Below are 18,593 nucleotides of genomic sequence, written 5' to 3' on the forward strand. Positions count from 1 at the left end.
CATGTCACTCAAGAAAAAAATCGTGAATGACCGCAGGGGGCGAGGCGTGATGCTCCACAATGCAGAAATTCACTACGAAGACTTCTTTCGCATAGCGACCGGAAAAACTCCTTTCCCATACCAGAAACGGTTTGCCGAAACGCCGATGTCGAAATGGCCCGATCTTCTCGAAATACCCACGGGGCTCGGGAAAACCGCCGCGGTCGTCCTCGCGTGGATCTTCCGCAGGCTCCTCCGTGACACCGACGCTCCCGGACGCCTTGTCTTCACGCTCCCGACGCGCGTTCTCGTGGAACAGACCGCGGCCTCCATCGTGGAATGGATACGAAATCTCGGCGCCGTATCGGAAGATGCGTCGGACCTCCCGACGGTCCACCGGCTCATGGGCGGCGACATCGACGAGACATGGGAGACGACCCCGGAACGATCCGCCGTTCTCGTCGGAACCCAGGACCAGCTTCTTTCCCGGGCGCTCTGCCGGGGATACGCCATGAGCCGCTACAAGTGGCCGATCCACTTCGGACTCCTGAACAACGACTGTCTCTGGGTGCTCGACGAAATCCAGCTCATGGGACCGGGACTCGCGACGACCACGCAACTCGACGCCTTCAGACGGACGCTCGGGACCGCGCGTCCACACCGCACCCTCTGGATGAGCGCGACCCTCGACCGCAAACGGCTCGGAACCGTCGACTTCACACCCCGGCTCGAAACGCTGTCGACGATGTCGCTCACGGAAGAAGACGAACGCGTTCCGGAAGTCGTGAAACGGAGCGGAGCGCGCAAGATCCTCAGAAAAGCTCCGTTCAGCGGAGACGACCCGGAGGCCATCGCGGAATTTGCACTCGCGCGCCACAGGCCCGGAACACGGACTCTCGTCGTCGTCAATCGCGTCAAGCGGGCGCAGGACATCTACGGGCGGCTCGTGGACAGAACGAATACTGCGGGCGAAGACGGAAAGAGCGTTCCGGCCGTCTGCCTCCTGCATTCCCGTTTCCGTCCGCCGGAGCGCGACGCCGCGTTCAAAGCAGCCGTCGCGGAACCGTCGGAGAACGGAACGATCGTCGTCGCGACGCAGGTTATCGAAGCCGGCGTCAATATCTCCTCCCGCCTTCTGATCACCGACATCGCTCCGTGGTCGTCGTTGGTCCAACGGTTCGGTCGGAACGCCCGGTTCGGCGAGTTCGGCCCGGACGACCCCGCCGAAATCTACTGGATCGAAACGGGTCCGTCCCGCTTCGCGGATTCGCAGGGGAAGAAAAAGAAACCGTCGTCCGACGCGTCGTGGGCGGCGCCGTACGAAGCCGCCGCGATAGCGGCCGCGCGTACGCAGCTGGAACTGCTCGAAGGAAAAAACGCCGCCCCGTCGTCTTTGCCGAAAATCCGCGAACCGTTCGCGTATTCGTTCGTCCTGCGACGCAAGGACCTCCGGGACTTCTTCGACACGACGCCCGACCTGACCGGCCTCGATACGGACGTCTCCCGCTTCATCCGCGACTCCGAAGAACTCAACGTCCATGTCTTCTGGAGAGACCTCGCCGGAAAGGAGCCATCCTCCGAAGAACCGCAGCCCGAACGGGACGAGTTGTGTTCCGCGCCGCTCGGCGACATTCGCGACCCGAAGAATAAATGGAACGCCCGGCTCTGGGATGTGATCGACCGGAAATGGGTTTCATGCACACACCCCGCTCCCGGAATGACGCTCATGCTCGATAAAGCAAACGGCGGATACGACGCGACGCTCGGATGGACCGGAAAGTCTTCGGGCACGCCGTCATTCGACATCGCCCCACAAGAGGGTCGCGCCGAAGAGGGAAACGACGACGACCCCTTGGCCGAAGGACGATGGAGCACCCTCGCCGAACATACGGATCGCGTCGTGGAAGAGCTTCGCGCCATTCTCGAAGGCATGGGACGACTCGAAATGCCTGTCGCTTCTTCCTGCGAAGCCCCAGACGTCACGAGCGCACTCATGAGCGCGGCGAGGTTCCACGATGTCGGAAAGGCCCATCCCGTCTACCGGAAGGCCATCACGGACGGGAAGACGCCGCCCGAGGACGCCCCGGCCGGAACCGTCTGGGCGAAGAGCCCCGGCGAGAAGACGGGAAAACGCCTCCGGTACGAACGCCCCGGCTTCCGGCACGAACTCGCCTCCGCGCTCGCAATCCTCGAGACGCACCCCGAAGGCGAGACGATCCTGAACGATCTCGCGGCGTATCTCGCCGCGGCGCACCACGGGAAGGTCCGTCTGTCGCTCAGATCCTTTCCTGACGAAAAGCGCCCGCCCGATCCCGCCTCCAGATTCGCGCGGGGCGTCTGGGACGGGGACACACTTCCGGCGGTTTCGCTCGGCGGCGGCGCCGGCTTTCCGGGACTTGAGCTGAATCTTTCTGTCATGGAGCTGGGCGAGGGAGAGCGCGGCCCGAGCTGGACGTCGAGAACCGAGGAGCTTCTCGACGCGTTCGGCCCCTTCCGGCTGGCCTACCTCGAAGCCCTGCTTCGGAGCGCCGACAGACGCGCAAGCGCCGCTGCGGACGAAAGGGGGGACCAGAGATGACGATCACGCTCTCCGGCTGCGAACCGCGCCCGATGGCGGGGTACCTCAAGGCGCTCGGCGTCTTCAGAATCCTGGCGACTCAGGTCGACCCGAAGGTGACGGCGTGCTGGAAAGACGGGGTCTTCGTCCTCTCGCCTTCGCGGGAAGAATTCGACGAAGCCGCCCTCGTCCGTTTCTTTCGGGACGAGTACGCCCCGACGCCGTTCGTCGCTCCGTGGAATAAAGGAAGCAGATTCTACACGAACGACGATGCGCCTGATCGCATCCTCGCCGAAAGGGAAAATCCGCGATTCTCACAATACGCAGAGATTATCGAAGTCATTCGTTCTCTTCCGGAAACGCCATACCTCTCCGGGAGTGTCGGTGATCTCATTCGTCAACTCAAAGATATTGTATCAACATTTAATAACAAAAAGAAAATAGATGAATACAATAAAATAATATCTTCATTGGAGTCTACAACTTGCAGCGAGTCAAGTACGCCAAATAAGAGTATAAAACTAATAGAAAATATAAGAAAAAAATACTCTGATGATATACTTAACAGCAATAAAGAAATGCTTTTACAGGTATGGCGATCCACGATGCCGGATGCGTCCCTGGAATGGCTCGACGCCGCGTTTTCTCTTTCCTCCCGGGAAACGAAGACATCGCCGTTCCTCCTTTCCGGTGGAAACGACGGGAACATGGAGTTTTCCCTGAACTTCATGCAGCAATGTGTCTCCGTTCTTATCGATACAAAAAGCGAAGGTCGTGAAACACGCCTCCGAGGCGCTTTGTTCGCAGAAACAGTTCGCGGCTTGCCCAAAACAAAGATGGGCTTTTTCGCCCCTGGAGCGGCAGGAGGAGTCAATCAGGGAGAGGGCGTCGAGGAAGAGAACGTTCGAACGAATCCTTGGGACTATATCCTGATGCTGGAAGGCTGCCCATTTTTTGCGACATCCGCGAGCGGAAGAGAAGGGTATTCGCAGATCGGGCTAAGCGCGCCTTTTTTTGCACGACTTTCGGAATCAGAGCAGGCCCTGCAAGAGGAGAAAGACAAAACACCGAAATATGAAGTCTGGCTCCCGATATGGAAAAATTTCGCTCGTTACACCGAGACACGTCGATTATTCGCGGAAGGGCGCGCCTCCGTCGAGCGGCGGAGAACGTCCGGTCACAACGATTCCTCAAGAGACGATTCCGTGAAGCGACGTCAGGCGCGAACAGGAACGGACTTCGCGCGCGCAGTATCGACGCTCGGCGTCGACCGCGGGATCGCTTCCTTCGAACGATACGCATATCTCAGACGGCGGGGAAGAAGTTTCGTCGCAGTCCCTCTGGGGAGTTTCAAAGTCCGAGACGAGCGGAATGTCTCCATTCTTTCCGAAACGGACGAAATCTCATCCGCATTGAGAAAATACGTCCGGAAGCTCAAGTCGACTCCCGCCGCTCTCGAAGAAATTAGAAACCGGATAGAGAACGCCACGTTCACGTGCGCGCAATTCCCCGAGCCTCGTCATTTCGGCGGCCTCATCCGCGCGTACGGGCGTCTCGAGAAATACGTGGCGCTCCAGAACTCGCCCGAGAAAAAACCGGATCGGCCGTTCGGGGGCACGCTCTCCCCCGAATGGATCGGACTGTGCGACGACGGAACGCCCGAGATTCGACTGGCGGCGTCGCTCGCATCGATCACCTCGTCGGAGGACGTCGGGACGATCCGCACGACGCTCTCCGGCGTCGACGCAGACAATCCCCGCTCATGGGGAAAGAACTCCCCGCTGCGCCGGAACGGCGCGAGCTTCCCCGATCTCATCGCCGGTCTCCTTTCGAGGCGTCTGCTCGACGCCGCGCGCCTCGGCTTTCAGGGGATCCCACTCAAAGCGAACCTCGCCGCCGGCATCGAGGACGTCATGCTCTTTCTGCGGGGCGAAACGGACGACGAGCGGATCGAGGAATACCTGTGGGGTTTCCTGTGGATCCGCCGGCCCGGAACGAAGAATCACGAAAAGGAAGACGACGACGACACCTTCCGTTCCCTGTCGAAGAAATGGAACATTCAGCCATCCGGAAGGCCATTTTCCCGCCTCTACGGCCTGTTCAAGCTCCTGTATCACCCGAACGGCGCCTGTTCGACCGTTTTCAAACGCGAACCCCGGATCCTGCCGCTTCTGACCGCCGGACGGACGGACGAGGCGCTCGACCTCGCGGTGCGGCGCCTCTGCATTTCGGGGCTGAAACCGCTGCCGCTCACGATCGGAGAGGCGGTGGACCCCGTGCGCCTCGCGGCGGCGCTCGCGTTCCCTCTCGACAACCGGACAATTAAAAGAATGACGAAAACCGTCCTCGCGCCGCAGAAAGACGACAACACCCGCAACGCATGATCCAAGGCCCGACAACGGACCGGAAGAATCGAAAGATGGAGGTGTCCCATGTCCGATCTGACGAAAAGCAACAAAGGGAACTGGTTTGACGACATCGTGAAGGACAGGCGTCGCATCCTGCTCGATGTCGCGCTCACCCCTCTTCAGGGGGACCGCTTTCAACCAACGGGCTTCGCCGACCTCGGAGCGGCAATCTACACGCTTCCGGACGGGACGCGGAAGATCCTCGTGGAATCGGTCCAGTCGATGGCAAACCGTCTGGAGGCCGCGCTCCTCGAAGACAGGGATCTCAAACCGGCGTTCAGGGGATTGTCGTATGTCCGCGTCTTTGCCGACGGAGAACCGCAGATGTTCACGAACTCGCTGATCGAACCGCACCGGCTCAACTCGCCGTGGATTCTCGGAGGAACGATCAAAGGCACGAAAGTGTTTCTCGCGGACACGCTCAGTACTACGATGGGATGCGCCAAAAGAGGAGGAAAGAAAAAAGCGAAGAAAGGCGAGGAAGCGGAAGGCAACGAGCCCAAACCCGTTCTCATGGACCAGAAGAGAATCGCCAACGCCATCTTCAGGTACGACGCCAATGCGCTGCTGCACGGCCTCTTTCTCGTCGGAATCGAGAACCGGATCCGCACGCCGCGCGCGTTGACGGCCTTCATCGAGGCGACGAACGTCCGGGAGGCGCACTCCGGAGGGGTGAAATCCGACCCGCTGCAGCTCAGCCGCAACTGGGTCGCGCAACGTACCGAATCGACCGACGTATACGGGAATGTCATTTTCCACAGAATCGAATACACGGCCGAACGCATAACGGCGTTCTTCAACCTCGACCTCGATCTTCTTCGCGGATTCGGGCTCCCGGAGTGCGCCTTCAATCTTCTCGTGAACCTCGCGTTCTACAAAATCCGCTTCTTTCTGGAGAACGGGCTGCGCCTCAGAACGGCCTGCGACCTGCGTATGACCGAAGAAATCGCCGTTCGTGAACCGAAAGGACTCGTCATTCCTGATTTGACCGTTCTTGAGCAAAACGTCGTCGAAAAGATAAACGAGTGCAGCGAAAACGGTCTGTTCGCCGCTTCTCCGACGGACGTCGAGACAATGACCAAAAAGGCAAAGGCAAAAACGGCGGCGGCCGAAGGCGAGGAGACGGACGACCAGGAAGCCGGCAACGACGACGAGGAGCAATGATCGCGATGCTCGTCATTGAACTTCGGTTCACGACCGGGCGCTACCACGCCACGCAATGGGGGCGCAACGTCAACGAAGGCGAGGCCGAGTGGCCTCCGTCCCCGTGGCGTCTCGTCCGTGCGCTCGTCGACGTCCGGCAGCGGAGGGCGCCCGAACTTGCCGAAGACAGGCTCGGGCGGGTTCTGCGCGCTCTTGCGCGACCGCCGAAGATGTCCCTTCCCCCATCCCGCCGGTCGCACGTCAGATGCTGGTATTCGGCGAACGAAAGGGACTCTGGCGACAAGAACAAGGTCTTCGACGCCTTCGTCGTCGTGAACCCGGAGACGCCCGTTTTCCTGGGGTTCGACCCGGAGCCGGACAACGAGGTTCGGGTCGACCTCGCGTCATTGCTCGAACGCCTCCCCTATCTCGGGCGGTCCGAATCCCTCGTCTGCGCGCGGCTCATGGAACAGGACGCGCCGGATCCGGAATGGAACGCATTTCCCGAAAGCGGCGACGGGCGCGAAGCGACGATCCGCGTCGCCTGTCCCGTGGAACCGGACTCGATTCCGGAAGGCGCCCTCGACTGGGACGGCATGATCCGAATGGGAACGAAGGAGATCCTGAAAGAGGGCTGGAGCAGGCACCCTGGCCTCCGGTTCGTCACGTATGCGCTCCCTCCGGAAACGCCTCCGCCGATTCGGAAAGCGGCAAACGATCCTGTTGTGAGGGCTGCGCTCTACACGGTCTTCTCGAACGTGCAACCGCGAGTCGAGGACGCCGTCAAGGTCGCGGAGCGCGTTCGCACGGCGCTCATGAGCTGTCATAGGAATACGCTCGGCGGCGATCCGGCGCTCGTTTCCGAAAGGTTCAGCGGAAAGAAGCAGGATGGAACGCCGCTCGAAGGACACCGGCATGCGTTCTTCCTCCCGATGGACCGCGACGGCGACGGACGGATCGACCACATCATCGTCCGGTGCCGCGATCCGTTCGATGACAGCGAACTGCGCGCCATCGACGCGCTCCGGAAGGTTCGCCGGTTCGACGGAAACGACGACCTCCGGCTCGTCCTGACGGGATGTTTCGAGGACGGGGGGCCGGAGGAGTGGAAAGACACCGTGTGGACAAGCGCGACCCCGTTCGTGACAGCTCGGCACTACCGGAAGGGCCGCGGCGACTTTTCGGAATGGATCGCCGGCGAAGTCCGGCGCGAGTGCGTCATGAACGGCCTCCCCGAACCGCTATCGGTCGCCGCCGTTCCCGGCGCGGAGGCGAGAGGATCGACGATCGGGTGGTGGCGGTTCGTACGAAGCCGCAAGGGATCCGCGCCCGCGAGCGGGTACGGCTTCCGGATCGAATTCGCGGAGCCCGTCCGCGGCCCCTTCGCGCTCGGAAATCTCGGGCACTTCGGCCTCGGGCTTTTCACGAGCGACCGCATCCGGCTGAAGATGGCGTGATTTTGCGCGGACCCCAAGCAGACGGAGATTCCCGGTGGGTCCGCGCAGAACGCAAAACCCGATGTAGACTGTATTGCGGAGGAAGAAGACGACAATGAGAACGCTGCGGAAATACCCTAGACGGCTGGTTCGCGCAAATCGAAGCGGGAAGTCATGCAAAAACACGGGCAATGATAGGTGCGGTTCCACCGAGACGTAATGTCTCGGCTCCGTTGAAGCGACGATGCTTGAGAGCGAGGAGCCGTTTCGGGAAGTTCCACCGAGACGTAATGTCTCGGCTCCGTTGAAGCGCGTACTCTACATACGCCGCACACATAGCGTTCCCGTTCCACCGAGACGTAATGTCTCGGCTCCGTTGAAGCAGGGGTACAAGGCGCTCGACGGGACGACGTTCCTTGTTCCACCGAGACGTAATGTCTCGGCTCCGTTGAAGCACGCCTTCTCCCGTGATCACGACGCCTCCGGTGAAGTTCCACCGAGACGTAATGTCTCGGCTCCGTTGAAGCTGGAACGGAACGAGGCGGGAACGTATCTGCTCCAGTTCCACCGAGACGTAATGTCTCGGCTCCGTTGAAGCCGCGTCGCGCTTGCGGACGGGACAACCCGCACGTGTTCCACCGAGACGTAATGTCTCGGCTCCGTTGAAGCCGGAAGTGACGTGGGGGACGACTCCCGCGACTCCGTTCCACCGAGACGTAATGTCTCGGCTCCGTTGAAGCCCCCATGAGAGAGATACAGACCGGAGCCTTCCCGGGTTCCACCGAGACGTAATGTCTCGGCTCCGTTGAAGCCCGCTGTACTGGCGCAACATCGATTGCCCGCTGCGTTCCACCGAGACGTAATGTCTCGGCTCCGTTGAAGCAAGAAAAGACGCATGAGAAGTTTGCCAAGGCAGGGTTCCACCGAGACGTAATGTCTCGGCTCCGTTGAAGCCTGTATTCCAGGCTCTCCCTGCAATCCGCGCGGTGTTCCACCGAGACGTAATGTCTCGGCTCCGTTGAAGCCCAGACCCGCTTGACGCTGCTGACATAGCGCGTCGTTCCACCGAGACGTAATGTCTCGGCTCCGTTGAAGCATACTAGCATTGATATTATCAATTACTGTTGGAAGTTCCACCGAGACGTAATGTCTCGGCTCCGTTGAAGCCGCGATGCGTATGTACCCTTCACCTGAATCCCCGGTTCCACCGAGACGTAATGTCTCGGCTCCGTTGAAGCCAGGGTACCGGAGAACTGGTGCTTGCGGCAAACGGTTCCACCGAGACGTAATGTCTCGGCTCCGTTGAAGCCCCGTTCGCCGGTCGTTTCCGACCGCCCAGGCGCCGTTCCACCGAGACGTAATGTCTCGGCTCCGTTGAAGCTTCTTCGAGGGGTGATGATGTGCGCCTTGATGTGGTTCCACCGAGACGTAATGTCTCGGCTCCGTTGAAGCACGAGGGATGCCCCGGGACATGGCGGGGGCACACGTTCCACCGAGACGTAATGTCTCGGCTCCGTTGAAGCGTTCTCGTGCGCGTAGGCTCCCATCTTGCTCACGGTTCCACCGAGACGTAATGTCTCGGCTCCGTTGAAGCATGGAACCCTGCGAACCTGCCAATACAAGGATCTTGTTCCACCGAGACGTAATGTCTCGGCTCCGTTGAAGCTTCGACGAGGTGTTCGCACTTCGGATCGAACGGGAGTTCCACCGAGACGTAATGTCTCGGCTCCGTTGAAGCGACATCATCGCTTCGGGCAGGATATATCGGGCGTGTTCCACCGAGACGTAATGTCTCGGCTCCGTTGAAGCGACGTTATGGATATTGTCGGGGCAATGGGGGTGACGTTCCACCGAGACGTAATGTCTCGGCTCCGTTGAAGCGCTGCATCTGCCGCATATTACAAGGCGCAGTCTGGTTCCACCGAGACGTAATGTCTCGGCTCCGTTGAAGCGCCCCGTTGGGGGCTGTATTAGCTGCACATCCAATGTTCCACCGAGACGTAATGTCTCGGCTCCGTTGAAGCCTTGACGATGTAATCATGGTTAATTGGTACCCGCGTTCCACCGAGACGTAATGTCTCGGCTCCGTTGAAGCGCCGCTCGCATGGCTCCAACGTTCATATCCTCGCCGTTCCACCGAGACGTAATGTCTCGGCTCCGTTGAAGCGCGAAAATGCGCGGGAGGAAAGGTCATGACCGGCGTTCCACCGAGACGTAATGTCTCGGCTCCGTTGAAGCAACCTCGTGGACGTAGCTGACTGCGGCGTCAACTGTTCCACCGAGACGTAATGTCTCGGCTCCGTTGAAGCCTGGATGATCTTCCGGTCGCGCCGCTCGCCACGGGTTCCACCGAGACGTAATGTCTCGGCTCCGTTGAAGCCGGCTCCCCGTGGATTTATATGGGCGGCGGGGGAGTTCCACCGAGACGTAATGTCTCGGCTCCGTTGAAGCACGACAGTACCGGCGTGGGCTTGGGAACATCAAGGTTCCACCGAGACGTAATGTCTCGGCTCCGTTGAAGCGTCCTCGTCCAGCGTACTTACAGCATCACGTGGAGTTCCACCGAGACGTAATGTCTCGGCTCCGTTGAAGCATACGGGGTCGGGTCGACTGGTTCGGACGCATCCGTTCCACCGAGACGTAATGTCTCGGCTCCGTTGAAGCATACGGGGTCGGGTCGACTGGTTCGGACGCATCCGTTCCACCGAGACGTAATGTCTCGGCTCCGTTGAAGCCAGATGCCGCGCGCGACGGGAGCCGACGTGACGGGTTCCACCGAGACGTAATGTCTCGGCTCCGTTGAAGCACCATAGTCGATCGTATCGGCATCCGGTCCCTGCGTTCCACCGAGACGTAATGTCTCGGCTCCGTTGAAGCGCAGGGTCGTATGTGACTTCGACCCCTTGCCCCGGTTCCACCGAGACGTAATGTCTCGGCTCCGTTGAAGCCCAGTATTTCGCACGGATACGGCTCGATCTCGCAAGTTCCACCGAGACGTAATGTCTCGGCTCCGTTGAAGCTCGCGCCAGCCCATGATCCCGAGCCGATCATGCCGTTCCACCGAGACGTAATGTCTCGGCTCCGTTGAAGCGATGGCTGGTTCCGGTCGTTGGAGGTCACTTTCAAGTTCCACCGAGACGTAATGTCTCGGCTCCGTTGAAGCCAGTCCTTGTAGTGGTGATCGATACTCGTCACCGGTTCCACCGAGACGTAATGTCTCGGCTCCGTTGAAGCTTCACGTCGACCGTCACGCGCCAGAGACGGGCCGCGTTCCACCGAGACGTAATGTCTCGGCTCCGTTGAAGCGTGAGGCGACGATTCGGGAAATGCGGAGCGCGATGTTCCACCGAGACGTAATGTCTCGGCTCCGTTGAAGGGCCCGGTCGGAGGGAAGAAGGTCGGCGACATCGCAGTTCCACCGAGACGTCTTGTCTCGGCTCCGTTGAAGCACGGCCATTTCGCGTATCTCCGCATCGTCGCTCCGGGTTCCACCGAGACGTTATGTCTCGGCTCCGTTGAAGCGTCGCAGAGTCGCCGTACCCCGATTTGTACGTGAGTTCCACCGAGACGTCATGTCTCGGCTCCGTTGAAGCCCGTCGCATCTCTGGCAGTGCGTCGGTATGTCCTGTTCCACCGAGACGTCATGTCCGGCCCCATTGAAGCGCGCGGAGCGAGCGGCGAAATTCCGCCGCCCGCTCCGCGCGTGTGCGTCAATTCCAATCGTTGCGCCCGCCGCCTCCCCTAGAACGGCGGCCGTTCCTTCCCGTCGAACACCGACGGCATGGATTCCATTTCGCCCTGTTCCATGAAATTGTGCGCGGTCAGCGTGAGATGCTCGACGATCGTCTTCCGGGCCGAATCCTCGTCGCGGTCGATGATCGCGGCCACGAGGCAGCGGTGCTGTTCGAGGATCCTTTCGCCGCGCGCCTCTTCGGGGAACGACATATACCGCATCCGGAGCGACGCGATCGCCTTCTCCATCACGGAGACGAGGCCTTCGAACAGGCGCGAGTAGACCAGGTTGCCCGTCGCCTGGATGATCGTCGCGTGAAGGATGGTGTTCCAGTACGCCCCCTGCGGCCCCTCCTCGGGGCCGCGGCGCTTCTGGATCGCTTCGAGCCGTTCGAGACAGTCCCGCAGGTTCGCCACGTCGCCGTCGTTCCGTCTGCGCGCCGCGAGGATCGTCGCCGGAACCTCGAGGATGTAGCGCATCTCCATGATCTGCGGCAGACTTCGGCTCGGCGCGAGACGCATCTGGTCGAGTCCGAGGGAGACCTCCTGAAGATCGGCCCTCTTCACGAAAATCCCCTGTCGCTCCCGGACATCGAGCGCACCGAGGGTTTCGAGGCCGATCAGAGCCTCCCGCACCACGGATCGCGACATATCGAGACGAGCCGCGATCTCCCGCTCGGGGAGCAGCTTTCCATCCCGGACGATTTCACCGGACTGTATCAGATTCATCAATATTTCAAGCACTTCTCTGCGTTTTGGGTTCACGCCGCCCACCTGCCCCGGAGTCGCCTTGCGTTCGCGAATACGATATACACCGATTATCCCGAAAAAAACATCCCGTGGCGTCTTGATCCTGTAAAGAATGATGATACAATCTTTTCAGACGAGCTTGGTAAACCACGTTCAACCACGTGGTTAATTATAGAACACAGGTTGTGAATTCCGCAACAAGCAAGCGGTGCAGTTTTGCATATTCGGAATACCGGGAGGTGATGCCCTTTGCCGGTGAATGAAACGGATGTTCTCGTCATCGGAGGAGGCGTCGTGGGGTGCGCGATCGCGAGGGAACTGACGCGGTTTCGCGTCCGGGTCGCGTTGATCGAGAAGGAACTCGACGTCGGGTTCGGAACGAGCAGCAGAAACAGCGGCGTCATGCACGCGGGGTTCAACTACAAGCCCGGGAGCCTCAGGGCGAAAGTCGACGTCCGCGGAAACGCGCTGATGGACGGGCTGTGCCGGGATCTCGGGCTGAAGATCAAGCGGATCGGGAAGCTCACTGTGGCGCTCGACGAAGCGGACGTTCCGACGCTGAACCGCCTGAAGGAACAGGGGGACGCGAACGGAGTCCCGGGGCTCGAGATCGTTCCGCCGCAGACGATGCAGAAGATCCAGAAGGGCGTCGAGGGGCTCATGGCGCTCCATTCTCCCTCGAGCGCGATCATCTCGCCCTACGCACTCACGATTGCCCTCGCGGAAAACGCGACCGCCAACGGCGCGGACATCCGCCTCGGGCGGGAGGTCACCGAAATCCGGCGTCCCACGGCGCCGGGAGAGCCCTTCGAGGTCGTCGCCACCTCGGCGGAGGACGGACGAAAGGAGACGCTCCGCGCGAAGGTCGTCGTCAACTCTGCGGGACTCTTCTCGGACGCGGTCTGCCGAATGGCGGGAATCACGGACTATCGCATCTATCCGTGCCGCGGAGAGTATTACGTCCTCGACAAGCGGCTCGACGGATCGCTTTCGACGCTGGTCTACCAGGCTCCCAAGCCGAACGCCCCGGGGCTCGGAATCCACCTGACCCCCACGGTCGACGGCAACATCATCATCGGCCCGAGCGCCGAGTACATCGACGGGCGCGAGGACCACGCCTGCACGGCCGACGTGATGGCCGCGCTCCGCAAGGAAGGCCACGATCTCCTTCCCTCGCTCCGTATGTCCGACTTCATCCGCAACTTCGCGGGCATCCGCGCCAAGCAGACGCCTCCGGAGGTCGGCGGAAACCTCGACTTCGTGATCGAAGACCGGAAGGATGTCCCCGGGTTCGTCAACCTCGTGGGCATCGAAAGCCCGGGGCTGACGAGCGCGCCCGCCATCGCCGAGATGGTGCGCGACATGATCGCGACGCACATTCCGCTCGCGGAGCGCGACGACTTCAATCCGCGATCCGGACGGTCCCCGTTCTTCTTCTCCGAGCTTCCGCCCGACGTCCGCGCCGACATGATCGCCGAGAATCCGAACTACGGCGAGATCATCTGCCGGTGCGAACAGATCACGAAGCAGGAGATCATCGACGCGATCAACAATCCGCTCGGCGCGAGGACGCTCATCAGCGTCAAGTATCGCGCGCGGGCCATGATGGGACGCTGCCAGGGTGGCTTCTGTCTGCCACGGATCACGAGGATCCTCCGCGACGAGTTCGGCCGGAAGCCGGAGGACTTCATTCTTCGGAGCGTGCGCTCCCCGCTCTACGCGGGACACGTCCGGGAAGACATTGGAGGCGACTCGAGATGACGTCCGCGATCAGACATATCACCGCGCGCGTCGCGGTCATCGGCGGCGGTCCCGCTGGACTCGCGGCCGCGGTGTCCGCGCACGACGCCGGGTGCGACGACGTCCTCCTCATCGAGCGCGACCGCATTCTCGGCGGCATCCTGAACCAGTGCATCCACGACGGATTCGGCCTTCACACGTTCGGCGAGGCCCTTTCGGGCCCCGAATACGCGGGGCGCTACATCGCCATGTTCCGCGACCGGAACATCCGCTCCCTCGAGGACACCATCGTGCTGTCACTCTCTCCCGCCCCGGCGGGAGGGCTCGAGATTCTCGCGAGTTCCCGGGACGGCCTCGTCAGGATCGACGCGAACGCGATCGTTCTCGCGATGGGGTGCCGCGAACGCCCCCGGGGGGCCATTTCGATCCCCGGCGACCGTCCGTCCGGCGTATACACGGCAGGGGCGGCCCAGAATCTGGTAAACTTGGAGAATATTCAGATAGGGAAACGCGTCTGCATCCTCGGATCGGGCGACATCGGCCTCATCATGGCGCGCCGGATGACGCTCGAGGGGGCATCCGTCGAGTCGGTCTTCGAGATCCTGCCGTATTCGAGCGGCCTGCCGCGCAACATACAGCAGTGCCTGAACGATTACAACATTCCGCTCTTCCTCTCGACGACCGTCACGAAGATCCACGGCCGGGGGCGGCTCGAGGGTGTTTCGGTCGCCCAGGTCGGCGCCGACAGGAATCCGGTTCCCGAGACCGAACGCTTCGTCCCGTGCGACACGCTCCTTCTTTCGGTCGGCCTGATTCCGGAGAACGAGCTGTCGAGGATGTGCGGGGTGGAGATCGATCCAGTGACGAGCGGAGCCATCGTCGACGATACGTTCATGACGTCGGTTCCGGGCGTTTTCGCGTGCGGCAACGTGCTTCACGTCCACGATCTCGTGGACTGGGTCTCGGTCGAGGCGACGCAGGCCGGCGCCTTCGCGGCCGGATACGCGGCCGGGAGCGCTCCCGAAGCCCGAATTCCGGTCACCCCGGGCGACGGCGTGCGCTACACGCTGCCCCAGCGCGTGTCGGGCGCGCGCGACTGCACGATTTCGCTCCGCGTCGGAGCGCCCTGGCGCGACCGGTCGGTCGTCGTCCGGACGCCCGAATCCGCGTCGCAGGAACGGCGGGCCATCAAGCGGACGAAGATGGTACGGCTGCACCCGGCAGAGATGATCCGCGTCGACCTGAAGGCGGAGGATATCGCAGGCGTCGCGGGACTGGAGGTGTGCGTCGAATGAGCATCCGAGAATACACATGCGTCGTCTGCCCGAACGGGTGTCCGCTCAGGGTCGACGTCGAGGAACGCGACGGATGTTCCGTGGTCGTCGGCGTTCTCGGAAACATCTGCAAACGAGGCGAGAAGTGGGCGCGCCAGGAGGTGGAGAACCCCCTCCGTACGATCGCGTCGTCGGTTCCGGTCTCGGGCGGCGATTTTCCGATGGCGAGCGTCCGCACGAATCACCCCATTCCGCTCGCCAAAATCCGCGACGTCATGGACGAGATTCGCGCGATCCGCGTGAAGGCCCCCGTGACGACGGGGGACGTGATTCTTCGAAATCCTGCCGGAACGGATACTGACGTGATCGCCACGCGCACCGTCAGGGAACGGGACGCATAGGGTACGAGATACGAGAGATCGAGGCGTCACTCTGCCGCGCCCGGTGAACGGTTCCGTGGACACGGCGGAAGCTCCACATCATACATCATACTGAGGAGGGTTCTGAATGAGAAAGCGAACGTCAGCGGTCTGTGTCCTTCTGTCCGTCCTTCTGGTCTTCGCCTTCGGCGCGACTGTCGAGGCGGCGAACTATCGCGTGAACATCGCGACCGCAACCACGGGCGGGGCCTACTATCCGATCGGCAACGCGATGGCGCAGATCTGGAGCAAGAAGCTCGAGGGCGTCAAGGCGTCGGCGCAGGCGACTGCGGGAACCCCGCAGAACATCGAACTCATGATGAACAAGGAAGTCCAGATCGCCATCGGACAGAACGGAATCTGTTACTACGCCTATTACGGCAAGGGCACGTACGAGGGCAAGCCGAACTTCCCGTACAAGGGGATGCGCGGAATGCTCTCGCTGTATCCGAACGTCATGCACTGGGTCGTCCGCAAGGGCGCGGGCATCGCGAGCGTGGCCGACTTCAAGGGCAAGAGCATCGTCCCCGGCGCCGTCGCGAGCGCGACCGAGATCAACAGCCGCGAGATGCTTTCCGCCTACGGCCTGAATTACATGAAGGATCAGGGCGAGGTCACCGTGAAGGCAGACTTCCTCGGCTACAACGAAGCCGCCGACCTTCTCAAGAACAACCAGACCGACGCGGCGCACATCGCGGGAGGCGTTCCGACGGCCGTCGTCATCGACATGATGTCCTCGGGAGTCGCCGAACTCATGTCGATTGAAGACGACAAGATCCAGACGATCTGCGAAAAGTTCCCCTGGTACTATCCGTTCACGATCAAGGCGGGAACCTATCCGAAGCAGGACAAGGACATCCACACGGTCGCCCTCGCGAATATCCTCTTCACCGACGCGTCCCAGCCCGACGATCTGATCTACAAACTCACGAAATCGATGTACGACTTCCACAACGATCTCGTCTCCGCGCACAAGGCCACGAAGGACACGACGATCGAAAACGCCATCAAGGGAATGACGCTTCCGCTGCACTCGGGATCCGTGAAGTACTTCAAGGAAGCCGGCGTCGAGATTCCTCTGAACCTGATCGCGAAGTAGCGCGACCGAATCCTTGACGGGACCGTCCGATACGGGCGGCCCCGTCAATTCCCTGCACCGCACCCGAAAGGGGGTTCCGTTTGTGTCGGAAGATAACCGTGACCAACCCGTGCTGACCGAAGCGCAGGCGACCGCGGCTGCGGAAAAGGTCCTCGAAAAGGTCGACTCGGAGTCCCGATTCCGGAAGTACACGGGAACCTGGGCGATCGTCATCACAATCATCGCCGTAGCCATGTCGCTGTTTCACCTGTATACCTCGGGATTCGGCACGCTTATGGCCATGAAGCAGCGCAGCGTCCACCTCGCGTTCCTGATGGCGCTGACATTCCTGCTCTATCCCGGAAGCGGAAAATCCCCGCGGAACAGACCGTCCGCGGTCGACTGGGTCTGGCTCGCGCTGTCGATCACGTCGAGCCTGTACCTTTTCTTCATGTTCGACGCGTTCAGCATCCGCGGCACCGCGATCGCCATGGATTACATCATGGGGACCATCGTCATCGTCTGCGTTCTCGAAGGGACGCGCCGCACCGTCGGCAAGGAACTCATGTACCTCTCACTCGTCTTCATCGCATACGGCCTGTGGGGCGAATACATTCCGGGCGTTCTCGGGCACACCGGCTTCACGTTCAAAAGGCTCGTCTACCAGCTCTTCCTGTCGTCCGAGGGGATCTTCGGCACGGCACTCGGCGTCTCCGCGACGTATATCTTCCTGTTTATCCTGTTCGGCGCGTTTCTGACCGAAACGGGAATGGGGCTCTTCATCAAGGACCTCGCGATGTCGCTGGCCGGACGGACGATCGGCGGCGAGGCGAAGGTTTCGATCGTCGCGAGCGGTCTCATGGGAATGATCAACGGGAGCGCCGTCGGCAACGTCGCCGCGACGGGGACCTTCACGATCCCGCTCATGCGGGACGTCGGGTTCAAGCCCGTCTTCGCGGCGGCCGTCGTCGCGGTCGCCGGTACGGGTGGAATGATCATGCCGCCGGTCATGGGTGCCGCGTCGTTCATCATGGCGGAATACCTCGGCGTCCAGTACGTCACGATCATGCTCGCGGCCGCGATTCCGGCCGTCCTCTACTACATCGCGGAATACGCCTACGTCCACATCGAGGCGGTCAAGCTCGGAATGCACGTCGTCAGGGAAGAGAACATCACTCCGCTCAAAAAGGTCATGCGGGAACGCGGCCACCTCATCGTTCCGATCGTCGTCATCGTCTGGCTCCTGATGATCGGCCGGACGCCACTCTACGCCGCCTTCTACGGCATCGTCAGTTCCGTCGCGGTCAGCTTCCTGAGCAAGAGCACGCGCCTCTCGCGGAAGGCTCTCATCCGCGCGATGGAACAGGGCGCACGGCAGTGCGTCGGCGTCGGAATGGCGTGCGCCGTCGTCGGCAACATCATCGGCATCACGAACCTCACGGGGCTCGGGCTCGTCCTCGGCGACAACATCGTCTCGCTCGCCGGGGGCAGCCTTATCATCACGGCGTTCCTCACCATGGTCGTCTGCATCATCCTCGGCATGGGGCTCCCGACGACCGCGTGCTACATCGTCACGGCCACGATAGCGGCCCCGGCGCTCATTACGTTGGGTGTGAGCCCGCTCGCGGCGCACATGTTCTCGTACTACTTCGCGTGCCTCTCCAACCTGACGCCCCCGGTCGCCATCGCCTCCTACGGCGCGGCCGGAATCTCGGGACAGCGCCCCTCCGAAGTCGGCTGGGCGGGATTCCGGATCTCCCTCGCCGGATTCCTGATTCCGTTCACGTTCATCTACAGCCCGCAGCTGCTTCTCGAGGGCGGCACGACGTTCAGCATCGTCATGTCGACGATCACGAGCTTCGTCGGCGTCATCGCGCTCGCCGCCTCGCTCCAGAACTACCTGTACGTGAAGATGAACCCGATCCAGCGTGCGGCGATGTTCGCGGGTGCGATCTGCCTCATCTTCCCGGGAACCGTGACCGACATCATCGGGGTTGGGCTGACGGCCGCCGTGTGGTTCTGGCAGAAGCAGCAACAGCGTCAGATGCGGGCGAGACCGGCATGAGGAAACGGAGGG

10 protein-coding genes and 1 CRISPR repeat array are annotated in these 18,593 nt (G+C 61.4%); of the genes, 9 read left to right on the forward strand and 1 reads right to left on the reverse strand.

Going from position 1 to position 18,593, the window contains the following annotated elements:
• Window positions 1-49: 49 nt before the first annotated feature.
• Genes cas3g through csb2 form a run of 4 tightly spaced genes read left to right on the forward strand, consistent with a single transcriptional unit; the run spans window position 50 to window position 7,544 of the window.
• A complete protein-coding gene (cas3g, locus tag ACZ5IU_RS04960; RefSeq protein ID WP_464421084.1) occupies window positions 50-2,557 on the forward strand; it encodes a type I-G CRISPR-associated helicase/endonuclease Cas3g in 2,508 nt (835 codons plus the stop codon).
• On the forward strand, window positions 2,554-4,920 hold the full coding sequence (gene cas8g1 / locus ACZ5IU_RS04965; protein WP_464421085.1) for a type I-G CRISPR-associated protein Cas8g1/Csx17: 2,367 nt from the start codon (window positions 2,554-2,556) through the stop codon (window positions 4,918-4,920). The genes cas3g and cas8g1 overlap by 4 nt, the downstream gene beginning before the upstream one ends.
• Before the next feature lie 48 nt (window positions 4,921-4,968).
• Window positions 4,969-6,108, forward strand: a complete 1,140-nt coding sequence (cas7g, locus tag ACZ5IU_RS04970) for a type I-G CRISPR-associated RAMP protein Csb1/Cas7g (RefSeq protein WP_464421086.1) — start codon at window positions 4,969-4,971, stop codon at window positions 6,106-6,108.
• 5 nt (window positions 6,109-6,113) lie between these two features.
• Complete coding sequence (gene csb2 / locus ACZ5IU_RS04975; RefSeq protein ID WP_464421087.1) at window positions 6,114-7,544, forward strand: type I-G CRISPR-associated protein Csb2; 1,431 nt, start codon at window positions 6,114-6,116, stop codon at window positions 7,542-7,544.
• Between the two features lie 182 nt (window positions 7,545-7,726).
• Window positions 7,727-11,116: direct repeats of the CRISPR family, unit length 37 nt; unit sequence GTTCCACCGAGACGTAATGTCTCGGCTCCGTTGAAGC.
• A 148-nt stretch (window positions 11,117-11,264) separates the two neighbouring features.
• Here the strand turns inward: csb2 and ACZ5IU_RS04980 are convergent.
• Window positions 11,265-11,984, reverse strand: a complete 720-nt coding sequence (locus ACZ5IU_RS04980; protein ID WP_464421088.1) for a FadR/GntR family transcriptional regulator — start codon at window positions 11,982-11,984, stop codon at window positions 11,265-11,267.
• 276 nt (window positions 11,985-12,260) lie between these two features.
• Between ACZ5IU_RS04980 and ACZ5IU_RS04985 the strand changes: the two genes are divergently transcribed.
• The 5 genes from ACZ5IU_RS04985 to ACZ5IU_RS05005 all read left to right on the forward strand — a co-directional run bounded on the left by ACZ5IU_RS04985 (window position 12,261) and on the right by ACZ5IU_RS05005 (window position 18,581).
• A complete protein-coding gene (locus tag ACZ5IU_RS04985; protein ID WP_464421818.1) occupies window positions 12,261-13,766 on the forward strand; it encodes an FAD-dependent oxidoreductase in 1,506 nt (501 codons plus the stop codon).
• Complete coding sequence (locus ACZ5IU_RS04990; protein WP_464421089.1) at window positions 13,763-15,040, forward strand: NAD(P)/FAD-dependent oxidoreductase; 1,278 nt, start codon at window positions 13,763-13,765, stop codon at window positions 15,038-15,040. Before ACZ5IU_RS04985 ends, ACZ5IU_RS04990 begins: the two co-directional genes overlap by 4 nt.
• Complete coding sequence (locus ACZ5IU_RS04995) at window positions 15,037-15,420, forward strand: DUF1667 domain-containing protein (protein WP_464421090.1); 384 nt, start codon at window positions 15,037-15,039, stop codon at window positions 15,418-15,420. The genes ACZ5IU_RS04990 and ACZ5IU_RS04995 overlap by 4 nt, the downstream gene beginning before the upstream one ends.
• Window positions 15,421-15,526: 106 nt before the next feature.
• Window positions 15,527-16,537, forward strand: coding sequence for a TAXI family TRAP transporter solute-binding subunit (locus tag ACZ5IU_RS05000; protein WP_464421091.1), 1,011 nt, complete (start codon window positions 15,527-15,529; stop codon window positions 16,535-16,537).
• An 82-nt stretch (window positions 16,538-16,619) separates the two neighbouring features.
• Window positions 16,620-18,581 carry a TRAP transporter permease gene (locus ACZ5IU_RS05005; protein ID WP_464421092.1) on the forward strand — a complete coding sequence of 654 codons (1,962 nt, stop codon included), beginning with the start codon at window positions 16,620-16,622 and terminating at the stop codon, window positions 18,579-18,581.
• Window positions 18,582-18,593 lie beyond the last annotated feature (12 nt).

It is taken from the genome of Lactivibrio alcoholicus, from assembly GCF_055390895.1.